This window comes from Nitrosomonas ureae (assembly GCF_900108305.1).
GTDB classification, from domain to species: domain Bacteria; phylum Pseudomonadota; class Gammaproteobacteria; order Burkholderiales; family Nitrosomonadaceae; genus Nitrosomonas; species Nitrosomonas ureae_B.
Map to the genome: position 1 here is coordinate 63,815 of NZ_FNUX01000012.1, position 21,696 is coordinate 85,510.

Consider the following 21,696-nt stretch of genomic DNA (forward strand, 5'->3'; position numbering starts at 1 on the left):
GTGAGATCAGCAATACCATCACACCTTGAAATTAGACACCGATGCTTTCAGCTCGGATGCAAAACCCGTAATCTGTTTAATCGATCCGGTGGTTTTCAGGGTTCCTTGGGTATTCTGGCGGGTAATATGAAGAATTTCTTCCATATTGGCAACCACCTTGTGCGCTGCCCGGGTTTGCGTATTCGTCACATCAAAAATATTCGCTACTAATTGAGCGAGCCGCCCGGACACTTGTTCGATTTCCTCCAAAGCCCGTCCGGCCGCATCCGAACGCTTTGCACCTTTAGCCACACCCAGCGTGCTTCGCTCCATCGCAGCGATGGCATCCTGAGTATCACCCTGAATGGTAACAATCAATTCACCGATTTGCTTGCTGGCTTCTGCCGAACGCTCGGCAAGACGCTGCACTTCCTGTGCTATCACAGTGAATCCATGCCCCGCTTCGCCGGCAGCAGTCGCTTGCAGCGCTGCATTCAACGCCAGAACATTGGTTTGGTCCGTGATATCGGTAATCAACGCGACAATCTCGCCAATTTCCTGCGAACTCTCACCCAGACGCTTGATCCGCTTCGAGGTATCCTGGATATAGGTGCGGATCTCATTCATCCCGGTAATTGATTCACGCACCGCCGATGCGCCTTTCTCCGCCGTAGCCAACGATTGTTTCGCCACCCTGGCAGACTCCGTCGCCATATCCGATATTTCGCCGATCGACTCAGTCATACTCAAAACTGCAATCGTTGTTTGTTCGATTTTCTCCGTTTGATGTTGCGCCGCAGTCAGTAATCCGGATGAAACCTGTTGCGCCTGATTGGATGCTCCCACCACTAACGCGCTGGCCTGATTGACTTGCTCCACCAGGGTATGCAATTCCTCAATGGTACAATTGATGGCATCGGCAATGGCGCCGGTGGTGTGATTGGTGATATCGGTGCGAACCGTCAGGTCGCCGTCGGCAATTCTTTTCATATCATCCAGCAAGGTCACAATGGCTTTTTGTGTTCTGGCCACTTCGTTGCGGCTGGCCAAATCTTGATAACGCGCATTCTGACGCACTATCCGGATAAAGAAGATCAAGGCAAGCGACGCACAGGCACCGAGTATTATCATCAGCGTATTTAACCACGAAATCGTATGCATGGTTTGCGCTTGAATCTCATCGCCCAGCTCACGCGCACTATCCAACATAACATCGCTCTTGCCCGCCATTGCATCTATTGCCGACTGCACCGTTGCTGCAGCGGAGATCTCTTTCTGAATCACATGCAGGTGGTCGTCGAATTTTCTTACCTGGGCATAGACATGCGAAAGTAGATCCTGGATCATTTCATCCCGGCTGGAAGCTATACCCAAGCCGTTATCGCCTTGACTTAACGCATGCGTGATCGCCGAAATATGGGCATGATCCTGCGTCAATTGCGCACTAACTTCCGCCAGTGACAATTCCATTGGCAACAGCGTTTTAACATTTCTTGCAACGTTGCGCGCATGCATCCTTATGACCTCGACCGTGCGGATTTCATGAGACAGATTGCCAATTTGCACCATACGGCTGATTAATTCTTCACTGCGCCGGTTAAGCTGACTATGCGCAATATGGATCGCCCGGATACTGCTAATGAGCTGCAACAGTGATTCTTCCTGACTCAAAATCAGATGGATGTTGCCTTCCTCAATTTGCCAGTTTCCAAGATACGCATCCAGGCTCGGCGACAATGCGTCATCAACAGCGGAAATAGTCGCGCCATGATACGAACCACCCTGTGATAACAGTCTGATATATCGATTCATTTGATTCCGGCTATCGTGCAATAGTGCAAAAGCTGAAATATTGCCGATGGTTATTTGCTGTGCTGCATTTGATGAGCGTAAATGCTGCAATTGCAACTGTGAAACGAATTCGGGTTGCAACCCATTGTTTCTGGCCTGCCGCACACTGCTTATCAGTGTAATCAGCAGCAATATAGTGAGAAACATCACGACGAGGCCGAGTATCCAACTGTGGTTAAGCAAGGAGATTTTTTTGGGAATATTCTTTTTCGCCGGTAGCGATATAACCGGCAGCTTCTTTCCTATCGCGACCAGGCTGGTCGTTAATTCAAATTTAGAAAAATTGTTTTCCATTGTTTTCTCCGGCTTTAAGTTCAGCTTGCCCGAATCCTCAGGCACATTGGCGGCAAAACGCTTTCGGTATTGCCACTATCAGCCGCTAGCTTAACCGCAGAAACAGGCGATCAAAAACAGAATAAGGCCTGGAAAATGGTGTCTTTTAGGCAAACGCTGAATAGTTTGGCGGGCACGATGAGATACAAGGCGGAGGGAGCGAAGACCAATGGGACCTATCCTGGTGATAAGCGAATTTTCCAGCACCGCCTAACGCAACGGAATTTCACAAGCAGTATGTGTGATCCCAATCGCATCATGGGTGACTAAGCGAGAAATAATTTATACGCCGGATTTCTGGTTTCGTCCCAATAACGGTAGCCCAATTGATCCAGAAAAGCCTTGAAGCCGGTTTTTTCTTCGGGAGGTACTTGAATGCCGATCAGCACGCGACCATAATCGGCGCCATGATTGCGGTAATGAAACAAGCTGATGTTCCAGTTATGGCTCATGCTGTTCAGGAAATTCATCAATGCGCCGGGACGATCGGGAAACTCAAAACGATATAGAATCTCGTTCTTCACTTCGCGCGCGCGCCCTCCGACCAAATGCCGGATATGCAGTTTGGCCATTTCATTGGCGCTCAGATCTTCGGTCGCCAGACCGCTTTGCTTCAATTCGCCGATCAGTTTCTGAGTTTCCTCTTGATTGCGTACCGATACGCCGACAAAAATATGCGCCACATTCGGATCGGCATAGCGGTAATTAAATTCGGTAATACTTTTAGCTCCGAGCAAATTACAGAACTTCTTGAAACTGCCGGGTTGTTCCGGAATCGTCACTGACATTACCGCTTCACGCTGCTCACCAATTTCCGCGCGCTCGGAAATATGCCGCAAACGGTCAAAATTCATATTGGCGCCGGATGCGATCGCCACCATGGTTTTATGCGTAATTTTTTCACGTGCGGTATAGGCCTTGATACCGGCAATCGACAGCGCACCGGATGGTTCCATAATCGTGCGCGTATCTTCAAATATATCCTTGATCGCCGCGCAGATGGCGTCGGTATCAACCAGTATCACTTCGTCAACCAATTCGCGGCATAAGCGGAAGGTTTCCTTCCCCACATGCCGCACCGCCACGCCATCCGCAAACAACCCTACCTGTGCCAGCTTGACACGGCGGCCACTCTGTAATGAACGGTACATGGCATCGGCATCCACCGGCTCAACGCCGATGATTTTGATTTTCGGATACAAGCGTTTCACATACGCAGCAATTCCGGCGATCAAACCACCACCCCCAATCGGCACAAAAATGGCATGAATCGCGCCAGTATGCTGGCGCAGAATTTCCATACCGATCGTTCCCTGTCCGGCAATGACATCCGGGTCATCGTAAGGGTGGACAAATGTGGTTTGTTCCACTTTTGCCAGTTGCACGGCATGGTCATACGCATCCTGATAAGAATCACCATGTAGCGCTACTGCGGCGCCTAACGCCATGACCGCGTGCACTTTGATTTGCGGCGTCGTTGCCGGCATCACGATGGTTGCAGAACAATTGAGTTTCCTGGCCGCCAATGCCACCCCTTGCGCGTGATTACCGGCGGAAGCGGCAATCACGCCGCAATTACGCACTGCAGGCGATAGTTTGATCATCTTGTTATACGCACCGCGCAACTTAAAAGAAAAAACCTGCTGCAGATCCTCCCTTTTCAACAATACCTGATTATGGAGGCGTGCGGATAAATTGGCGACAAGCTCCAGCGGAGTCTCGATCGCCACATCATAAACCTGCGCGGTCAGTATTCTTTCAAGGTAATTGTTTTTCATGACGAGAAGTGGATAAATTCGGATACTATTTTAATCCGGAACGGGGAAAGGGATTTTATCACGATCACGGAGAACATAAATTTTGTTGCTCAGCGAGCTATTATTAAAAACAAAGCTACTATCTCTTGCATTGCATGGAACAGCTTGTAAATAGCGGTGAAAATGTACCACTTAGGTGGAGTTGTCCCATTTTAACGGACTGTCTTTCACTGCGTCGAGAGAGTCTCGGTACGTGAAAGAGGATTGCAGTTTATCGCAATCTGGTTTTGCTTTTTCAATCTTTTTTCAAAATTGTTGGGTGATAAGTATCCCAACCCGGAATGCCTACGAGTTGGGGTGTACCAGGACTCGATCCAGATGAATATGGACAGCCTTGCTTCAGTTTTGTTTTTCCAGGAGTGGAAAGCAAAACAATTTCAACAGTTAATTGCAACATAACCGGTATGTTCTTTAATGTTCGACTTATTTCGTTTTCGGCGCCAACGGATTTAGCATCAGTTGCTGATAGTAATTCACCCACGAAAAGTATTTCTCCGGCATGGCCCATACGCGATAATGCAGACGTGACATGATGACGGGATCGCTCAACAGTACCAAACGGCGATCGAGATTGAGTTTATCCGGGGTTTCATTCAGCGCCTGCTCAACATGACGATCGCGGGCAATCTCAAGCACTTTACTTTCGCGGTGGCGCGCGGTGGCCATCGCTGTCGCCAGTGCGTTGAAAGATGGATGAAACACGGCGTGCATAAAGCCGTCGCCCAGCGTGCGGTTGCGATTCATCACCAGATAGTTGTCTGTATCCACCAGTACCTGAGGCGGCGAATACTCTTCCGGAATCATGAACAACTTCCAGCGCTTAGCGCGCAGGCCAACGGACGCGCGGCTGGAAATGACCGACACGAGCGGTGACAGAATCAACGAGAAGACAATAGGCGCCAACCAGAACAAGAAGCGCAGATCAAGCCACGCCATCCCTAGGGCCCATACCAGCCCCAGCAAAAGCTGAGAACCATGACGCATAAAGGCTTCACTCCACGGTGTGGAATCATCGTCACGTTGTGGCGAGTTCCACACCACCTCCCAGCCAAGGAACGCGCTGATCACGAATACGGTGTGGAATAGCATACGCACCGGAGCCAGCAGCACCGAGAAAAGCACCTCCAGCAACAGAGAGATCGTGACGCGAACGAACCCACCGTACTCTCTCGTCCCCTTGCACCAGATAAGCAGAATACTCAACAGTTTGGGCAGGAACAGTAGCGCCATGGTCGAGGCTAACAACGCGATCGCCAGTTCCGGCCGCCACTGCGGCCATACCGGAAACAGCTGGCGCGGTTGCAAAAAGTATTGAGGTTCCGTGAGCATATACACCACCTGCAGCACAGTGGAAAGTGCAAGGAACATAAACCACAGGGGCGCGGAAAGATAGGACATGACGCCGGTGAGGAATACCACACGATGTACCGGATGCATGCCTTTTACCAGGAACAAGCGGAAATTCATCAGGTTGCCGTGACACCAGCGGCGGTCGCGCTTAAGCTCATCCAGCAGATTCGGTGGCAGTTCTTCATAAGAACCCGGCAGATCGTAAGCGATCCACACCCCCCACCCCGCCCGACGCATTAATGCCGCTTCCACGAAGTCGTGAGAGAGAATGGATCCTGCGAAAGACCCTTCACCCGGTAGAGGCGCCAGCGCACAGTGCTCAATAAACGGTTTCACGCGGATGATGGCATTGTGGCCCCAGTAGTGCGATTCCCCTAATTGCCAGAAGTGCAGGCCGGCAGTAAACAGCGGCCCGTAAACGCGTGTCGCGAACTGCTGACAACGCGCGTAGAGGGTATCCATGCCTGAGGCTTTCGGCGACGACTGGATGATTCCGGCATTCGGGTTAGCCTCCATTAGGCGCACCAGACTGGTCAGGCACCCCCCTGACATCACCGAATCCGCGTCCAGCACCACCATGTAGCTGTACTGGTTACCCCAGCGGCGACAGAAATCGTCAATGTTGCCGCTCTTACGCTTCACGCGGCGGCGGCGGCGGCGATAAAAGATCTGGCCTTCACCCTGAACCTCTGCAATCAATTCCATCCACGCTTTCTGTTCCGCAACGCAGATATCAGGATCGTAGCTGTCACTTAGAATATATATATCGAAGTGCCGGTGTTGCCTTGTCGCCTTCACCGATTCCCAGGTAGCACGCAATCCGGCAAATACGCGATTCACGTCTTCGTTGCAGATAGGCATGATCAACGCTGTACGGTGCTCGGGATTGAGTGGCACATTCTGTGCCATCGATGCGGAAAGACTGTATTTGTCTTTACCGATCAGCAGTTGCAGAAAGCCCATCAGCGCCGTCCAGAAACCGGCGGATATCCAGCAGAAGAGGATAGCGAAGAGGATCAAAATACCGCCTTGCAGTATATAAGGCAGCAACTGCATAAACGATACCCACGCATCCTGGCCAATCATATCGGCCAGGTTGATCAGCGCCCAACCCTGGTAAGGAAGGATAGTTTTCATATACCAAGTCGCAACCACGGTTTGCGACAAAGTCAGCAGCAACAAAATGTAGCGGCGGATGGTGCCGACGGTGCGCCATTTCTGTTCGTGAACCTGCTCTTCCTTCGCCAGTCGCGACTCATACCGCGGCGTGACATCACGCCCGCTCAGATTATCCCAGAATCGCCCAATTGGATTAGTGCGCCACGGTTCCGGCGACATTGATGAACGCGTCACTTTGGGCATCATTTTCAGTTGTGTACGCTTTTCATCGTCTTTAATCAGTTGCCCGCCAGCCAGAGAATCAGGCCAACTCATCTCAAGTCGCGCTTTCACAGACCCCAGCGGCGAATCATCTTCACGCTCATAGTGACGATGATCAGGATCTAGCGCCCGATGAAGGGCGCGGATATCCGTTGTTGGAAGGGTCGTTTTCTCTGCGGCAGTCAGCGGCAGCGCGTCAATATACTCAGTTACCTTATTCATCAGCAGGCAGCTGATAGCTCCAGGTTTCACTCAGCGTCTGGTCACCGTTGACTAATGCAGCGCGCATCTCAGTGATTTTCTTCATATCTATCACTTTTACACGTAGCGTCAGGCGCCAGCCTTTAATGACCGGATTGTAACGCACACTGCTCTCGACAATATTACCGTTGTCGTCAATACTGACCTGAGCTGCAACAGGAGTATCCTGCGACAGCTTCTTCATCGCCGCACCGGTGAAATCGACGACGAAGGCAATCGTGCCATCAGGTCGACGAATGAGATTAGACTGTTTTACATCACCCGTTGAGCGAAGAGTTTGCACGACATATGCGTTATCCGGCGAATGCAGCTTATCTTCGTTGCGGCTGAAGGTGATGGTATACTTGAAGTTCATTTCTTTACCCGCTTCCGGCAGTTGATCCGGCGTCCAGAAAGCGACGATGTTGTCGTTGGTTTCATCATTTGTCGGAATTTCCACCAGCTCGATTCTACCTTTACCCCATTCCTCTTTCGGCGTTATCCACGCACTCGGACGCAGATCGTAACGGTCATCCAGATCTTCAAAACGCGAGAACTGGCGGCCACGTTGCAGCAGACCAAAGCCCTGCGGGTTTTCCATGGAAAAACTACTGATGGCCAGGCGTTTCGGGTTGTTCAGCGGACGCCAAATCCATTCGCCATTACCGGCGTGAATCGAAAGACCATTAGAATCGTGTAACTCAGGACGGAAGTTCGTCGTCGGAGAAGGCTGGTTAGAACCAAACAGGAACATACTCGTCAACGGTGCAATGCCTAGCTTGCCAACCTCGTCGCGCAGATAAACTTTCGAATGGACGTCGACCATGATATCGCGGCCAAGAGTCATGACAAAGCGATAAGCGCCCGTCGCGCGCGGAGAATCGAGTAGTGCATAGACTGTCAGATGCTTGTCACTCGGTTTAGGCCGCTCGATCCAGAATTCCCGGAACCGGGGAAACTCTTCGCCAGAAGGCAGAGCGGTATCGATAGCTAGCCCGCGTGCTGAAAGACCATAAACCTGGCCTTCGCCAATCACGCGGAAATAGCTGGCGCCGAGCATACTAAGAATTTCATCGTTTTTATCTTTGCTATTGATCGGAAACAGCACTTTGAAGCCGGCAAAGCCCAGATCTTTCAGCGCGTCTTTGTCATACTCGATATTGCCAAAATTGAAATAATCAGAACTGTATTCGATTTTATGTACCGACGTGGCAGTTACTTCATTAATTTCGACGGGCGTATCGAAATACATGCCCTGATGGTAAAACTCAAGCTTGAATGGAGTCTTCAGATCACTCCAGTAAGCTTTATCATGAATAAACTGAATCTGCTGATAATCCGCATATTTCATGTCGCGAAACACGGAGGACAAGTTGCTTTCCGGTGCTTCATAGCTTTTGCCGGCTAATGATTGAGCCTGTTTTGCGACATCATCGATAGTAAAGGCCCAAGCCGACGAGACATACAGGGCAAATATCACTGCCGCACCCAACCAGTGCATTTTCATCATTTGAGGTTTATGTTTCATCAGTTCATCCTTTGTGTGATTATATTGATCCGGTCCATTCTAATGAATACTCAGACAATCCAGCAACAGAATTGCCGCCTTGTTCAGCGCTCTGCTCATGGATTAAGCAAGTAAAAGTGTGAAGCATGCTGATTCTCCGGAAGTCCGAAGTTTCATAAAATGAAAACATGAAATGAAGGATGAAAATAGAATTATCTCGTACTCAATATATTCAGGAATCTGCCACAGTTAGCAAAACGAGTGCAGCCCATTCAACAAAATCAATCATTTGATCTAAGCTGCAACATGCAGAAACAAATAATGGATTTTTTCAATTTTTCCAATATTTAGAGCAATCCAGCATTAACGATCATCTAGCTGGTAAACATGTTAAATGCTCTACTTCTTTAATTATCTGTTGCATTCCTTAATCGCTAGTCTCAGTTCATTGATTAATCCAGGATAAACGCAAAATAGGACAACTGACAAAGAAGCATGCAAGATTTTTAACGACTGAAGAGCAGTAAGTGCAAATCCCCTTTCCTTCACGCTCAGCATATTCCAGATCCTTCCCTGGCGTTTAATTCGTCCCAGAAAATAGGTAATGTATCAAAGGCATAGGCCCCCACGAACAATCCTATAAAAAGACCAGGAAATCCAAACAATAGGGCACCTCCAATCACACAGACAAAAGCGACAATTGGTGGAATTTTACTTTTACCAAAAGTGGCGATCCATGATCTCAAGATATTGTCTACCACACTTGTTAAAATTCCCAACACACCTAATATAATTGCAGCGGTAGCGCTGTCTTTAAAAAAAGCCAAAATCGCAAAGATAAATGCAACAGGCGCTGCACCAACTATTGGGATGAAAGATAAAATCAACGTAACAAAGAGAACCACAAAGAAGTCCCCCATTTGCAGCATACTCACACCGGCAGCAACCATCAATGACTGTACGCCACCTGTCACAATATTGGAAAGGTAAACCTGCCTGGAATCCCTTATAAAAATATTAGTTAGCTCTTGCATACGAGCTTCAGAAAATCCTGTTATTTTCTGAAAAAAATTCTTTACGTGCTCAGCATTACCAAGAAATGAATAAGTGCAAAGAATCATAATGATAAACAGCACGACCAATGCCGGAAGGCTGGCTGCAACTTCTCGAAAAAAATCCAGCAGAAAATTATTGACCACCTCTAGATAATGATTTATTTTTTTCTCATTTAAGAATTCCAAAATATCGTATTTCGAAGAAAACTTTTGAATTGCCGAAACAATCTCGTTATGCATATTCAAAACTAGTTCATCAATACCCTGATCCTTTAATTTTTCGTTAAATGACATCTTCTCAAGTTGAGTGGTGACAGCATCTGTGCCTTTGATAATAAAATAGAAAAAAGGAATAGAAATAAAGGTTGTAAAAAGTGTAGTAAGCAAAGCAGCAACATGATTTCTTTTCATGCCTTTTGACTCTAATTTAAGCTGCACAGGATACAGCGTCAAAGCAATCGTTGACGCAAAAATTAGTGGTATAAAAAAGGGCGAGATAAAAACTAATAACGCTATCGAAAGGATCATAATATAAGTAACTCTGATAACCTTATTTTCATTAGTCATGGTTTCTCCAGAAATCAACTTGTTTATTTGCCTTTATAATCTATGCTCAGAGCTTATCTTCACGATTAGTCATGCATCCTATAACTAGTGGTTTAATGCGGTCATGTGGCAATTACGTATCCCATCATCATGAAATGTATGAGTCAAATAAGCATTAGAACCTCTCGATAGGAATTCGACTTTCCATGCTATGCAGTTAAAACGATCACACAATTCTTTGTAAGTATTTTATCGATGCCCCGGTAAATTCCAAGCAAGAATGCATGACGGTGAACGAAGGCACCCATACCCATGTGTAACCATTCTTCAGCTCTTTGGCATGGCACCTGGGAGCTTTGAGGCTGCATTTTTCCGATCTCAGCCTTTTTAGTGAGAACATCACTTCGCAACCATTTTCAGGCCTCACCGCAACAAACATGATCGCCGCCGCAGCGAATCTGGTGCAACGCTATTTCAAAGCAGCAATCACGATGGGTTGCGGATACTTACATTTCCTTCTAGTCAGGCTTCCTGTACTTGGCTGTAATCATTGATGTATTCAGCTGCAAGGTGACAGGCGCAGATAACTCGAATAGAACATGACGACAAGCCCTGGTGATCAATGTTCGCAAACCAGTTGAAGTAATTCACCTCAGTGCTCAAAGTAGTTAATACGCCTGCGTTGTGTTCGGTCCAGCGATGCAAGAAAATGGGCGTACGCTCCTCAATGAGTAGTGTAAACGCAATGGCTGACAGCTTCTTTGCCAGCCTGAAATGTGACCTGATCGACACGCGTGTCTGGAAAAACAAATCTGAAGCAAGGCTGGCCATATTCACCTGGATCGAGCGCCGGTAAAGCCCGACCCACAGGCATTCCGGGATTGGATACTTGTCGTCAAATAATTTTGAAAGAAAATTGAATGAGAAGAATCACATCACGATAAACCGCAATCCGCTTTAAAACTGTTTGTCAAAATGGGACAACTCGAACCATTTGACTACACCTGTGTTATTGCAGATCATCCTTTCAAAATTATTAGGAAAAGCTACTAACTTCCCAACTCGTTATTTGTATCCAGGATTGACCCGGAAACCAGTACAGCAGAACTTGAACGCATTTTACTTGCTTAGATAGGCTGACTCGGAAAAAAAGTAAGTTTTATTTATCCGTATTTTCTCTAACGCTATCTGCATCATCTTCTAATCTATCTGCGGTATCCTCGGCGGATTCTCTTATTTGTTTAGCCTCCTCCTCTTTTCTATCGGCTATCGCTTCACCGGTTTGTTCAGCAGCTTCTTTGTTTTTATTATCTTCTTTTCGAATTTGATCGGCTCTGTCTTCCAAACGATCAGCTTCATTTTCTGCCGTATCACTGGCAGAACACGCAACTGTTCCAAATACAATAAAGAATATAAAAATTACGAGAAAATGAGTATTTATTATTTTATTCATTGCCTTATCCTAAATTAATTGAGATTTAAAAATTAACGCCATACATCATGAGGGCGTTCATAAGACTAATTCGATAAATTTACTGAGTCTGTTCGCCAGCATACATACGTAAGAAAGTAAGAAAGTATTAAAATTAAAGCGAATAATGAAGCTTCTGATTAAAATCAGAAAGTAATAATGAAAGCTTGAAATTAAGCTGCAATAAGCATTGAACCCAAATAATGCCTGAATGCCTGGCAGCACGATGCGGCATTCATTTAAAAGAAATTCTGCAGATTTTGTTAATGAAACACTCTCTTCGCTTTTTAGTTACTTTCTGATCCTGCATATCCATAATTTTTATTTATAAAGCACCCGCTTTATTTAGTTGTAATAGCAGAGAATTAAATTTTAATCAAAAAATTAAACGATAGTCTCAAATTGATTTTGTAAACGTAATCAGTTATTACCTGGCAAATTTAAATTTATCATTGCTTGCAACTTATAAGAAATACAGTGATACCTATGATGGCAGTCTCCTGGTTTTCCGTCGCGCACATAAACCGCTCAAGCGTAGACGCCGCTCATTTGTATTTTTGGCCTTCGGCGGGTATCTTGATTTTTGTGCCGGGAGGTATGGCATAGGCATCGGATATTTTATTGAGTTGCTGCAAGCGGGATACATTGCCTACTGATCAAATGCTGCTCGGAAATATTCCAGAGATTATCTTCTGTCCTCACGCTATAGCTCCCTTCATCCGCAACAACCTGGGTGGAAAATAAAAGCAAGCTAGTTAACAATACGCAGCGAGCAAATCCGAATCTTTTAAGGATCAATCGAGATTCCATTTTTCCTTCCGAATGCAATCGCTTATTCAGAATGTTAAGGAAAAATCAATCTATTTTCTATGCAATTATCTCAACTTCTGTTCCTGGGCTGACTTGATCAAACAATTCCACCAAATCGTTATTGCGCATGCGGATGCATCCGATGGATCCGGGCTCGCCCATTTCCACGCTATCCGGCGTGCCATGTATGTAGATATAACGGCGCATGGTATCCACCGAACCGAAGCGGTTAAAACCCGGTTCACAGCCGGATAACCATAAAATACGCGTCAGAATCCAATCGCGTTTAGGAAATTGCGCAGCGAGTTTCGGTGAATAAACTTCGCCGGTTGGACGCCGCTTAATAAAAACCGTATTGACCGGTTGACCGGTTCCAATCTTGGCGCGAATGATATGTTTCCCGAGCGGCGTGCAAAAACTGCCATTTTTTTGCCCTGTGCCGTTCTTTGCCGAGGAAATCAGGTATTGGCGGGTGATTTGTCCCTGTTCACCCATTAAATCCATTTGTTGTTTGGCAATATAGATATTAATTTTCATTTTCATGTATATTCCGTTGCGCTGCATGACGTCTTTGTGCAAAAAACTGCCTTAACAATGTACCGGCTTCAGGCGCCATGATCCCGGCATCGACCAGTAAATGATGATTCAATCGTGTTTCCGCAGGCAAATCCAAAACACTGCCGCAGGCACCGGTTTTGGGGTCTGCAGCGGCATAGACCAGACGCTGGATCCGCGCGTGAAAAATCGCGCCGATGCACATTACGCATGGTTCCAATGTGACATACAACGTACAACCCGGCAAACGATAATTGGCCATATGACCACCGGCATCGCGCATTGCCATAATTTCGGCATGTGCAGTGGGATCGGCGGTAGAAATCGGGCGATTATAACCACGCCCGACTATGACGCCGTGCCGCTCTACTACGGCGCCCACCGGAACTTCACCGTACTCTTGCGCTTGCTGCGCCAGTTCCAAAGCGGCTTGCATGAAATAATTATCTGTCTTGGTATTCAATGGGGCGCATTCAAAATAATTAACAGGTGTGATTCCTTCGCATCACGGTTTTTATGCTACATTGCGGTTCCGTATCCATAGCAATCACCATTCTCGTTGCCTCAACATGAACATTTTAGCTTCCCGGTTTCCTTATTACTCATGATTACCCAAGTTCATTCGCAACTGCGTACCATCCGCGATTTATTACGTTTCGCAATCAGCCAATTCAACAAGACCGGCCTGCATTTTGGCCACGGATCGGCGAATGCGTATGATGAAGCGGCGTATCTTATTCTGAAAAGCTTATATTTACCACTGGATCAGCTGGAATCGTTCCTGGATGCGCGTGTCACGACGGATGAATGCAAACACGTACTGAAAATAATCGACTCCCGTGTCAAAGACAGAATTCCAGCAGCCTACTTGACGCATGAAGCCTGGCTTGGGGAATACAGCTTTTATGTCGATGAACGCGTTATCATTCCCCGTTCTTTCATTGCCGAATTGCTGCCAGCACAGCTATTTCCATGGATCATGGATCCCGATACTGTTGCCACCGCACTTGACCTCTGCACCGGCTCTGGCTGTCTCGCGATTTTAATGGCGCACAGCTTCCCCAATGCCACGATTGATGCCACCGACATTTCCGCCCAGGCGCTTGCCGTAGCACATAAAAATATACAGGATTACGGGCTGCAAGAACGAATTAATCTGATTGAATCCAATCTGTTCTCAGCGTTACAGGAAAAGCGTTATGATCTGATTATCAGCAATCCGCCTTACGTCAACGCTGAATCGATGGCGCAATTACCTCAGGAATATCGGCATGAACCGGAAAATGCGCTTGCCAGTGGCATAGACGGACTGGATGCAACACGCCAGATTCTGCAACAAGCCATCCGATACTTAACTGACGATGGAATCCTGGTGGTTGAGATCGGACATAACCGGGCAGCATTGGAACAAGCCTTTCCGGAATTGCCGTTTACTTGGTTGGAAACCAGTGCAGGAAATGAGTTTGTATTTTTGTTGCAGCGTAACCAGCTAATCCGGTAACCAAGGTATTATTAGCCCATCTGCTGAACAGTAACGCACCCATTAAGAATCAAATAACCCAGCATTCTTCGCTCCACTCCTTACAATTATATTTAGAGATTATCGATCAGATTTTGCCGGACTGATGCATTCAGTCTTATAAATTTTTCTGGACAAGGCTATGTGATTCTGGTATTAAGAAAGCGGTCTTTTCGTTTTGTTTTTGAATGACCGAAGAGCTGTTTCACTTAACTCATATATCATAGGTCTTTAATTTTATAGGAGATAATGGACATGAAATACTCTCTATTAATTGCTGCTACTATTTTCGCTTTCTTTTTAACTGGATGCGGTGATCCGAAGCCAGGCCAATATCCACCAAGCCTCTATGATGGCAATAAGCAAGGGGATTCTCAGTAAATTGTCATTATGGATTTTTTGAACTTTACAGAGAATCTTTTTGAAATTGATGCAACGGCAAAATGAATTTAAACCGCAACAAACTGTTAAATTTTATTTGCTAATTATAGGGCCTGGAATTTACGCCAGGCCCTATCCAAAAGTAACCCTAGTGTTTTTACCGGCACAACGATCCTGCATATCCCAGTAATCTTTTCATAATCAATCGATTGCGCCAGAAAACAGAAATCCAGGCTTCTGTTATGTCTTTGGCAACTGGGAAGCCGGCACACAAAACTCATTTCTCCGATGGCGGCTTATCTTGCTAAAAACATCAACTGTAATGGCCGCACTCGCATTCTGCGATCTCAATGAATCCATTGATCCGGTTTATGCTCAAGAAGCTTTATTCGATGAGCGGCTTGCGCATGATCAGGCCGAATGGAGATTCTGCGCAACTCCGGCATGGCTCTCGATATAGCGCTGATGTTTCTTTTGCTTAATGGCATCAATATGCACCAGAATCAAGGCATCCACACAATTTGAAAATTTTGGATCGATATTAAACCCCAGAAACTCACAACCGCCCGGCTCGCACAGCTCCACGTACTGCTTATACAAGACCGGAATTTTTACGCCGAGCACATCCATTTTCTCTTTGAACTTTACATACGCTTGCTTATATTCCACCTCATTTGCAACCTGCCTGAATGGCGCAAAATCAACTACCGTATCAAATTCAAACGACAGCCTGGGCAGTGCAAGCTGCATGTCATTGCCAAAAAGCTCTGTATAAAAACTGGCAATCACCTTTTGCGCAGACTGCGGTAGAGCAGTACTCATCGAAACCGGTCCAACCAGATAGCGAATCTCCGGATGCTGATACAGATAAGCGCCAACGCCATACCAAAGGTAATCCAGGCTGCGTTTTCCCTGATATCTGGGTTGAATGAAACTGCGTCCTAACTCGATCGCCTGTTCGAGATAAGGCATTAAAACCGGATTAAACTCAAACAGGCTATGCGTGTACAAACCTGCCTCCCCCCGCGCTTTAAGAATCTGTACCGCTTCACCGATGCGATAGGAGCCAATGATTTCCAGTTCGTCTTCGTCCCATAGAATCAGGTGACGGTAATAGCGGTCGTAACTATCGATATCCAACGCGTTGCCGGTGCCTTCCTGCACCTGACGGAACGATAATTCACGCAACCTTCCTATTTCCCGCATCACACTGGAATTGGGCATATAATCAAACAAATAAATATGCTTACCATCCTGAGTTTTGCCAATCAGCTGCGATGCTTTCAGTTCTTTGCGGATCAACTTGGTGCGGACAGGATGAATGATATTTTCGATCGGCTTGAACAATTCCTTTTTCTTCTTTTTCCCAAGCAAATAGACTTGCTTGCGCATCAGCTTTGCCGCCGCTTTCTTGGACAGATTCATCGCCGCAATCGATTCCCATGGAATCGGCTTGCCGACACGGAACAAAATCTCACCACCTTTCTTATTGAACATTTCGTTGACCAGCATCATCGTCCCGAGGGGTTTGTAAATACTCGATAAGCCGTAAAACAGGGTGGAATTCTTGCCACCGATATACACCGGCACAATGGGCGCCTTGGTTTTCCTGGCTAAGGACAAAAATACGGTGTTCCACCTGCCATCACGAACCCCCAGCGGAGAAATACGCGACACCCCTCCGGTGGGAAACAAGATCACCGCCTGCTCAGACTCCAATGCCTCGATGATCTGACCCATGCTGTCACGATGAGTGGCGGATTGGGATAAATTATCAACGGACAGAAACAAGCTCTGCAGCGGATCAATACAGTTCAGCAAGGTCGTTGCAATGATTTTTACATCGGTACGGATCTCCGATACCAACTTCAACAGCGCCAGTCCATCCAAAGAGCCCAGCGGATGATTGGCCACGATCAATACCCGGCGCTGATCCGGAATGCGCGCACGATCTTTGCTGGATACCTGGAACGAAAAATTAAAATGCTCCAGCACCGCATCGTTAAACTCTAATCCTTCCAAATGCCGGTGCGTTGCAATAAAACGATTGATCTCTTCCTGGTGCAGCAGTTTCTTCAATATCGAAGAAGCGGCTTTCATCAGCGGTTTATCATTGATCTCATCTGTATGCTGAAAATAGTCTTTCAGTATTGCATCTACATCCAGCATAATCCTGGCTCCATTTCAGAAATTGGATGCCTTATAGGATAGCCAGGTAATATGACGCGACGATGACAATCAGTTAATAATCAAGGCGCATTGCATCATGCGTTCAGCCCGATAGCGGAATGTGCTCCATTTCATCAGTCACAAGCTTGATGCTTCACAATTCGAGATTCTCAACGCAGCGATCAAAAGTGCAATTGAAAAAGAAAAGGCAATTTGGTTCCGATGCAATGCGCAGCAATAAGACAATCGATGATTCTTCTAATTACATGCAATCATTCGCCAGGATATTGCAAGCCAATTTTCTCTCTGATCTGATCCATCGTTTCCATCAAAGCCAGCGATTCGGCAAGAGTCACTGTTGGGCTTTCCACCTTACCCTCCCGAATGCATTGACTGACTTCAGCAGCTTCGTATTGATATCCCGCTCTACCCCAAGTAACGTGAGGCAATTTTCTTGAACGCCAGAGAACAGCCAGGCGGGCACGCCAGAACATTGGCATCCAAATCATTCCCTGGGTACCCATAATAAAAGCGTTATGCGGTGTGCGTGTTTGAATAGCGCTTGATAGCAAAGCAAGCTGCCCTTGCGGATATTGCAGCATGATACCGGCCTGCTCGTCGACACCGGTTGCACCGAGGGATGCCAACGCTTGAATTTCCGAAGGCCTCGAACCGAACAGATGAGATGCCAAAGCGATTGGATAAACCCCGACATCCAGTATTGATCCACCAGCAAGCGCAGGATCAAATAATCTACTTTCGGATTGGCCGGCTGCCCTGAACCCGAGATCGGCGTTGAGTATCCGAACTTTCCCGATCAATCCCTCCTTGATCCACTGCATCGCCCGCCTATACACAGGATTAAATCTCGACCACATGGCTTCCATAAGAAAAAGCCGTTTCTCGCCTGCACAAGCAATCATCTGTCGCGCTTCTGCCGCGTTCAGTGCGAATGGTTTCTCACATAGCACGTGTTTTCCATTTTCCAGACACAGAATCGTATGGCTCTTGTGGAAATTATGGGTTGTAGCGACGTAGATAACGTCAATTCCCGGATCTTTTGCCAACGCTTCATATGCGCCATACACGCGGGGAATTCGATGCTTCAACGCAAATGCTTCCGCCCGCTGGATTGATCGTGCAGCCACAGCAACAATTTCTGTGCCCGGAGTCTTCCTGAGATCGACAGCAAAGCGGTCAGCCATTCGTCCCGCGCTTAATATACCCCACCGGACCAATGCAACCATAAAAAAACTCCTTTATTTAATAGACTGAGGCGATTCGGTTTTTTCCATCGTTGCCGATAATTCTATCGCAATATCATTCAGATAAAGTGTGATGTGATGTTATTGATTAGCATCAGCTCTCAACTTGAATAGTTTTTATGGCTGAGAATTGAATATAATCTCAGCCATAAAAACAATGCCTGGTTTCAGTAAAAACCCGAGACCTGATGCATCAATAACTTAAAGAGCCTCTGAGATTTGGATTGCGTTGCTGTTCAGTTCAATTCGATCCATCACTTTTAATTTTAAAACAGAGGAATCACTTACCGTGCTTCACCACACAAAAAAAGTCGAGATTAATCTGGGCTATGCGTGCAACGCTAAATGCCCTTTTTGCTATTACTACGATTCCGTCATCACGAAATCCAATGAAAACACGCTGACTACAGAACAAGCGAGAAAACAACTCAAACAAGCGAAAATGCTTGGAATACAAGAGATAGAGTTTACTGGCGGAGAAGTGACGCTGCGCAAGGATCTGCCCGAATTGATCACATATGCCAAGAAAGAACTCGGCTTTTCCATCGTCTGCCTGATTACCAACGGCATCAGGTTAGCCAAGCGGGATTATGTCGCCAGTCTCGTTGCTGCAGGCATCGACGACATTTTGTTTAGTGTTCATGGTCATGATGCGCCGACGCATGATGATCTGACCAAGGTTCCGCGCAGTTTTCACCATATTCTGCAAGCTATGGATCATGCCAATGAGTTTGGCTTGAGGGTGCGCACGAACACAGTGGTGTGCAAAACGAATTTTATGCATCTGACTGAAATCATGCAACTGCTCATTAGAAAGAAAGTCGATAACATCAATTTTGTGATGTTCAATCCGGTTCTGCAAGCAAAGAATATCGATATTGTCAAAGAAGTGTATGTCAATTACGCGGATGCCGGCAAAGAGATCATTAAAGCGATCCAATCGTGCGAAACCGAGCTCCCTCATTTTAATGTAAGGTACATGCCCTTTTGCTTTCTTCCCGGCTATGAGCAATATGTGACGAACATTGATCAAATGACCTTTGATCCGGACGAATGGGATAATTTCGCAAGTTTCCGGATCAGAAAAGGCAGTCTGGTCACCTGGCTTTGCCTGATACCCGGCATTCTAAAAATACCGTACCTTGCTTTTGTTGCCCAATACGGTTTCAGGGCCGTATGTACAGCCGGGATCAGCCGATTCTATGTCTTCAAGGATAGAATTAAAACTCAAAGCTGCAAAAAATGCGCCTATGAGAAGGTATGCGATTACCTTTATCGGCATTATCACGATATCTATGGCGAAAAGGACATAACTCCCATATCCGGGAAAAAAGTGTGTAACCCGGCCTGGATTATGAATGCGGCAAAAATCCGCAAACCGGGCGAATTGCCTAAAAAGATGAATTGAATCAGAAATGAACCTCGATGAATCTTTATACCGCCTCCGGAGACAGGCATCGCTTGCTGTCATGTGGATCAAGCAATGTACGGGTTATGGCTTACCTTTTAACAAGAAGGTCAAGCCGGAAAACCATACCTTTTGCCGCAGTAAATTATCTTGTCTTCCGCAACTTCCCTGGTTTTATGAAAATCTGGCGCTATCTGATTTCATTACAAAAAATGACCAGCAAGCGTACATTATTCCGAATCCGGCAAATCTGACAGTTTCCGTCGACGATCTATGCTGGCACAAAGCACCGGAAACCGGACGCTCCTGGCCCCTGAAATTCTTTGCGCGAATCCCTTTTGCCCCGGGCAATCCAATTGGGGATATTCAACTTGCTTGGGCACGTTCCCGGTTACAAAATTTGCTCATTCTTGGCCTGATCAGCAATCTGACGGATGATCTTTGCATCAAACGCCAAGCTGTCCAATACATGGAAAAAATAATGCTGTCATGGATTGATGGAAACCCATGGCTGAAGGGAATAAATTATATTTCCACTATGGAATGCGCACTCAGATTAATCAGTGTCTGCCATGCATTTGATCAGATAAGAAATGAAAAAATCAATCCGCAAGTCTGGCAGGGACTGGTGTACCTTGTGCATAGTCACGCCTATTTCATTCGACGGAGGCTTTGTCTCTATTCTTACGCCGGCAATCATACTCTCGGAGAATGCGCGGGACTCGTTTACGCCGGCCTTCTCTTTCCCGAACTACCCGACGCAGAAGAATGGCTGGCTGTTGGTTTAACCATCATGGAGCGGGAAGCGAATGTTCAAATTCTCCCGGATGGAGGAAATCGCGAACAATCCTTCCGGTATCTGGCGCTGATTGTCGATCTATGCGGACTTGTCACCTGCCTGTTAAGACATCGTGGCAGATCCACACCTGACGGTATCGAGCAAGCCTGGATGCGTGGTAAGGATTATTTGCAAGCATTTGCCTCATCACCTGACAATTTACCCGCAATAGGCGACAGTGACGATGGCTATGCATTATCTCCGTATCTTCGGTTATCGTGGAAAAATAGCCTTCATGCATCCGAATTACTAGCCGGTTCGCTGCAAATTTTTGCAGCCTCCGGGTACTCGAAAATTCCAGGCGCAGCAAATCATGGCACGATGCGGCTCAGCCATGGAAAGCTTGGCCTGGCAAGTGCGTTCGGGCATGGGCATGCCGACGCTTTGTCTGTTTGCTGGGATCTTGACGGCAAATCCATATTAGTCGACCCAGGCACATACCTGTATAACGGGGATTCGCATTTCAGGCGTTACTTTCGCGGCACATCCGCTCACAACACCATTGTGGTGGATGAAAATGATCAAGCATTGCAAGATGAAAAAAACGCGTTTGGCTGGTTAAGCGCATACACTGCGAAATTAATATGGCACAGTGCAAATCTTGACGGCAAAACGGTACTTCTGGCCAGTCATGATGGCTATTCCGCTAGCGGAGTCATACACTGGCGGGCACTGATCTATGATGATCAATCCGGAAGATGGATGATATGGGATCGTCTCGATGGTATGGGCGAACATACTCTGGCATTGCATTGGCATGTTGATGCACATGCCGGAATGACGAATGATGGGATCATCATAGACTGCATGAACAGCTCATGGTTCGTTAGCGTGAAAGGCGGAAAGTCCTGTTTGTATCGCGGGAACGAGCAATTGCCATTGGGCTGGATTTCCAGAAAATATGGCACAAGAGAACCCCTTAACATCCTGAAAACAGAAATCCGCACTCGTTTACCCCATGAATTCCTGACGATCATTACCCCAATGCAAGGAAATCAAACCCAGTTTCCTATCGATGATAACTTAATCGATAGACTGCGAAACAAATGCTCGGAATCCTGACTTCAAGCTAGAAAACTCGATAAACAGTTAAACTCGAGCATTGCGATAGTGCTTTGTGTAATACAAGTAAATTGACGCACACAACTAAGAAAACACTGAATAATTGCCTGCGCTCCGTTTGCCTTGCATCTCATCTTGCCCACCAAATTATTTGGTGTTT

The 21,696-nt window shown here is 46.6% G+C and carries 15 protein-coding genes; 4 read left to right on the forward strand and 11 right to left on the reverse strand.

Annotated elements, in window-relative coordinates; translation table 11 throughout:
* Positions 1–18: 18 nt before the first annotated feature.
* The 6 genes from C4S39_RS08370 to C4S39_RS08395 form a co-directional block, all read right to left on the reverse strand.
* A complete protein-coding gene (locus C4S39_RS08370; RefSeq protein ID WP_103966569.1) occupies positions 19–2,124 on the reverse strand; it encodes a methyl-accepting chemotaxis protein in 2,106 nt (701 codons plus the stop codon).
* A 305-nt stretch (positions 2,125–2,429) separates the two neighbouring features.
* Positions 2,430–3,941, reverse strand: a complete 1,512-nt coding sequence (gene ilvA, locus C4S39_RS08380; RefSeq protein WP_103966571.1) for a threonine ammonia-lyase, biosynthetic — start codon at positions 3,939–3,941, stop codon at positions 2,430–2,432.
* Between the two features lie 274 nt (positions 3,942–4,215).
* On the reverse strand, positions 4,216–4,377 hold the full coding sequence (locus C4S39_RS15150; protein WP_181023794.1) for a hypothetical protein: 162 nt from the start codon (positions 4,375–4,377) through the stop codon (positions 4,216–4,218).
* Between the two features lie 26 nt (positions 4,378–4,403).
* A complete protein-coding gene (gene mdoH / locus C4S39_RS08385) occupies positions 4,404–6,932 on the reverse strand; it encodes a glucans biosynthesis glucosyltransferase MdoH (RefSeq protein WP_103966572.1) in 2,529 nt (842 codons plus the stop codon).
* Positions 6,925–8,460 carry a glucans biosynthesis protein MdoG gene (mdoG, locus tag C4S39_RS08390; RefSeq protein WP_103966597.1) on the reverse strand — a complete coding sequence of 512 codons (1,536 nt, stop codon included), beginning with the start codon at positions 8,458–8,460 and terminating at the stop codon, positions 6,925–6,927. The genes mdoH and mdoG overlap by 8 nt, the downstream gene beginning before the upstream one ends.
* 548 nt (positions 8,461–9,008) lie before the next feature.
* Positions 9,009–10,079: an AI-2E family transporter gene (locus C4S39_RS08395; protein WP_103966573.1), complete on the reverse strand. Its 1,071-nt coding sequence runs from the start codon at positions 10,077–10,079 to the stop codon at positions 9,009–9,011.
* Between the two features lie 706 nt (positions 10,080–10,785).
* On the opposite strand from C4S39_RS08395, the gene C4S39_RS15795 reads away from it, so the two are divergent.
* Positions 10,786–10,914, forward strand: coding sequence for a hypothetical protein (locus C4S39_RS15795; RefSeq protein ID WP_258039359.1), 129 nt, complete (start codon positions 10,786–10,788; stop codon positions 10,912–10,914).
* A gap of 303 nt (positions 10,915–11,217) precedes the next feature.
* On the opposite strand, the gene C4S39_RS08400 is transcribed toward C4S39_RS15795, so the two are convergent.
* The 3 genes from C4S39_RS08400 to tadA form a co-directional block, all read right to left on the reverse strand.
* Positions 11,218–11,511: a hypothetical protein gene (locus tag C4S39_RS08400; protein ID WP_103966574.1), complete on the reverse strand. Its 294-nt coding sequence runs from the start codon at positions 11,509–11,511 to the stop codon at positions 11,218–11,220.
* Positions 11,512–12,396: 885 nt separating this feature from the next.
* Positions 12,397–12,876: a L,D-transpeptidase gene (locus C4S39_RS08410; RefSeq protein WP_103966598.1), complete on the reverse strand. Its 480-nt coding sequence runs from the start codon at positions 12,874–12,876 to the stop codon at positions 12,397–12,399.
* On the reverse strand, positions 12,866–13,357 hold the full coding sequence (gene tadA, locus C4S39_RS08415) for a tRNA adenosine(34) deaminase TadA (protein WP_103966576.1): 492 nt from the start codon (positions 13,355–13,357) through the stop codon (positions 12,866–12,868). The genes C4S39_RS08410 and tadA overlap by 11 nt, the downstream gene beginning before the upstream one ends.
* A 141-nt stretch (positions 13,358–13,498) precedes the next feature.
* Between tadA and prmB the strand changes: the two genes are divergently transcribed.
* Entirely contained in the window at positions 13,499–14,395 is an 897-nt protein-coding gene (gene prmB / locus C4S39_RS08420) for a 50S ribosomal protein L3 N(5)-glutamine methyltransferase (protein ID WP_103966577.1), read from the forward strand.
* Between the two features lie 810 nt (positions 14,396–15,205).
* Here the strand turns inward: prmB and C4S39_RS08425 are convergent.
* On the reverse strand, positions 15,206–16,963 hold the full coding sequence (locus C4S39_RS08425; protein ID WP_103966578.1) for a GNAT family N-acyltransferase: 1,758 nt from the start codon (positions 16,961–16,963) through the stop codon (positions 15,206–15,208).
* A 272-nt stretch (positions 16,964–17,235) separates the two neighbouring features.
* Complete coding sequence (locus tag C4S39_RS08430; RefSeq protein ID WP_103966579.1) at positions 17,236–18,210, reverse strand: Gfo/Idh/MocA family protein; 975 nt, start codon at positions 18,208–18,210, stop codon at positions 17,236–17,238.
* A 307-nt stretch (positions 18,211–18,517) separates the two neighbouring features.
* Here C4S39_RS08430 and C4S39_RS08435 point away from each other — a divergent pair, with 307 nt between their 5' ends.
* Both C4S39_RS08435 and C4S39_RS08440 read left to right on the forward strand, forming a co-directional pair.
* The gene (locus tag C4S39_RS08435; protein WP_181023796.1) at positions 18,518–19,636 is read left to right on the forward strand and encodes a radical SAM protein; all 1,119 of its coding nucleotides are present in this window, start codon (positions 18,518–18,520) and stop codon (positions 19,634–19,636) included.
* A 7-nt stretch (positions 19,637–19,643) separates the two neighbouring features.
* Positions 19,644–21,536, forward strand: a complete 1,893-nt coding sequence (locus C4S39_RS08440) for an alginate lyase family protein (protein ID WP_103966581.1) — start codon at positions 19,644–19,646, stop codon at positions 21,534–21,536.
* The last annotated feature ends 160 nt before the right edge of the window (positions 21,537–21,696 follow it).

Excerpts from the sequence above, each read along its gene's own strand:
- C4S39_RS08370 (WP_103966569.1), bottom strand. The coding sequence starts at position 2,124 with ATGGAAAACAATTTTTCTAAATTTGAATTAACGACCAGCCTGGTCGCG.
- ilvA (WP_103966571.1), bottom strand. The coding sequence starts at position 3,941 with ATGAAAAACAATTACCTTGAAAGAATACTGACCGCGCAGGTTTATGAT.
- C4S39_RS15150 (WP_181023794.1), bottom strand. The coding sequence starts at position 4,377 with ATGTTGCAATTAACTGTTGAAATTGTTTTGCTTTCCACTCCTGGAAAA.
- mdoH (WP_103966572.1), bottom strand. The coding sequence starts at position 6,932 with ATGAATAAGGTAACTGAGTATATTGACGCGCTGCCGCTGACTGCCGCA.
- mdoG (WP_103966597.1), bottom strand. The coding sequence starts at position 8,460 with ATGATGAAAATGCACTGGTTGGGTGCGGCAGTGATATTTGCCCTGTAT.
- C4S39_RS08395 (WP_103966573.1), bottom strand. The coding sequence starts at position 10,079 with ATGACTAATGAAAATAAGGTTATCAGAGTTACTTATATTATGATCCTT.
- C4S39_RS15795 (WP_258039359.1), top strand. The coding sequence starts at position 10,786 with ATGAGTAGTGTAAACGCAATGGCTGACAGCTTCTTTGCCAGCCTGAAA.
- C4S39_RS08400 (WP_103966574.1), bottom strand. The coding sequence starts at position 11,511 with ATGAATAAAATAATAAATACTCATTTTCTCGTAATTTTTATATTCTTT.
- C4S39_RS08410 (WP_103966598.1), bottom strand. The coding sequence starts at position 12,876 with ATGAAAATTAATATCTATATTGCCAAACAACAAATGGATTTAATGGGT.
- prmB (WP_103966577.1), top strand. The coding sequence starts at position 13,499 with ATGATTACCCAAGTTCATTCGCAACTGCGTACCATCCGCGATTTATTA.
- C4S39_RS08425 (WP_103966578.1), bottom strand. The coding sequence starts at position 16,963 with ATGCTGGATGTAGATGCAATACTGAAAGACTATTTTCAGCATACAGAT.
- C4S39_RS08430 (WP_103966579.1), bottom strand. The coding sequence starts at position 18,210 with ATGGTTGCATTGGTCCGGTGGGGTATATTAAGCGCGGGACGAATGGCT.
- C4S39_RS08440 (WP_103966581.1), top strand. The coding sequence starts at position 19,644 with ATGAACCTCGATGAATCTTTATACCGCCTCCGGAGACAGGCATCGCTT.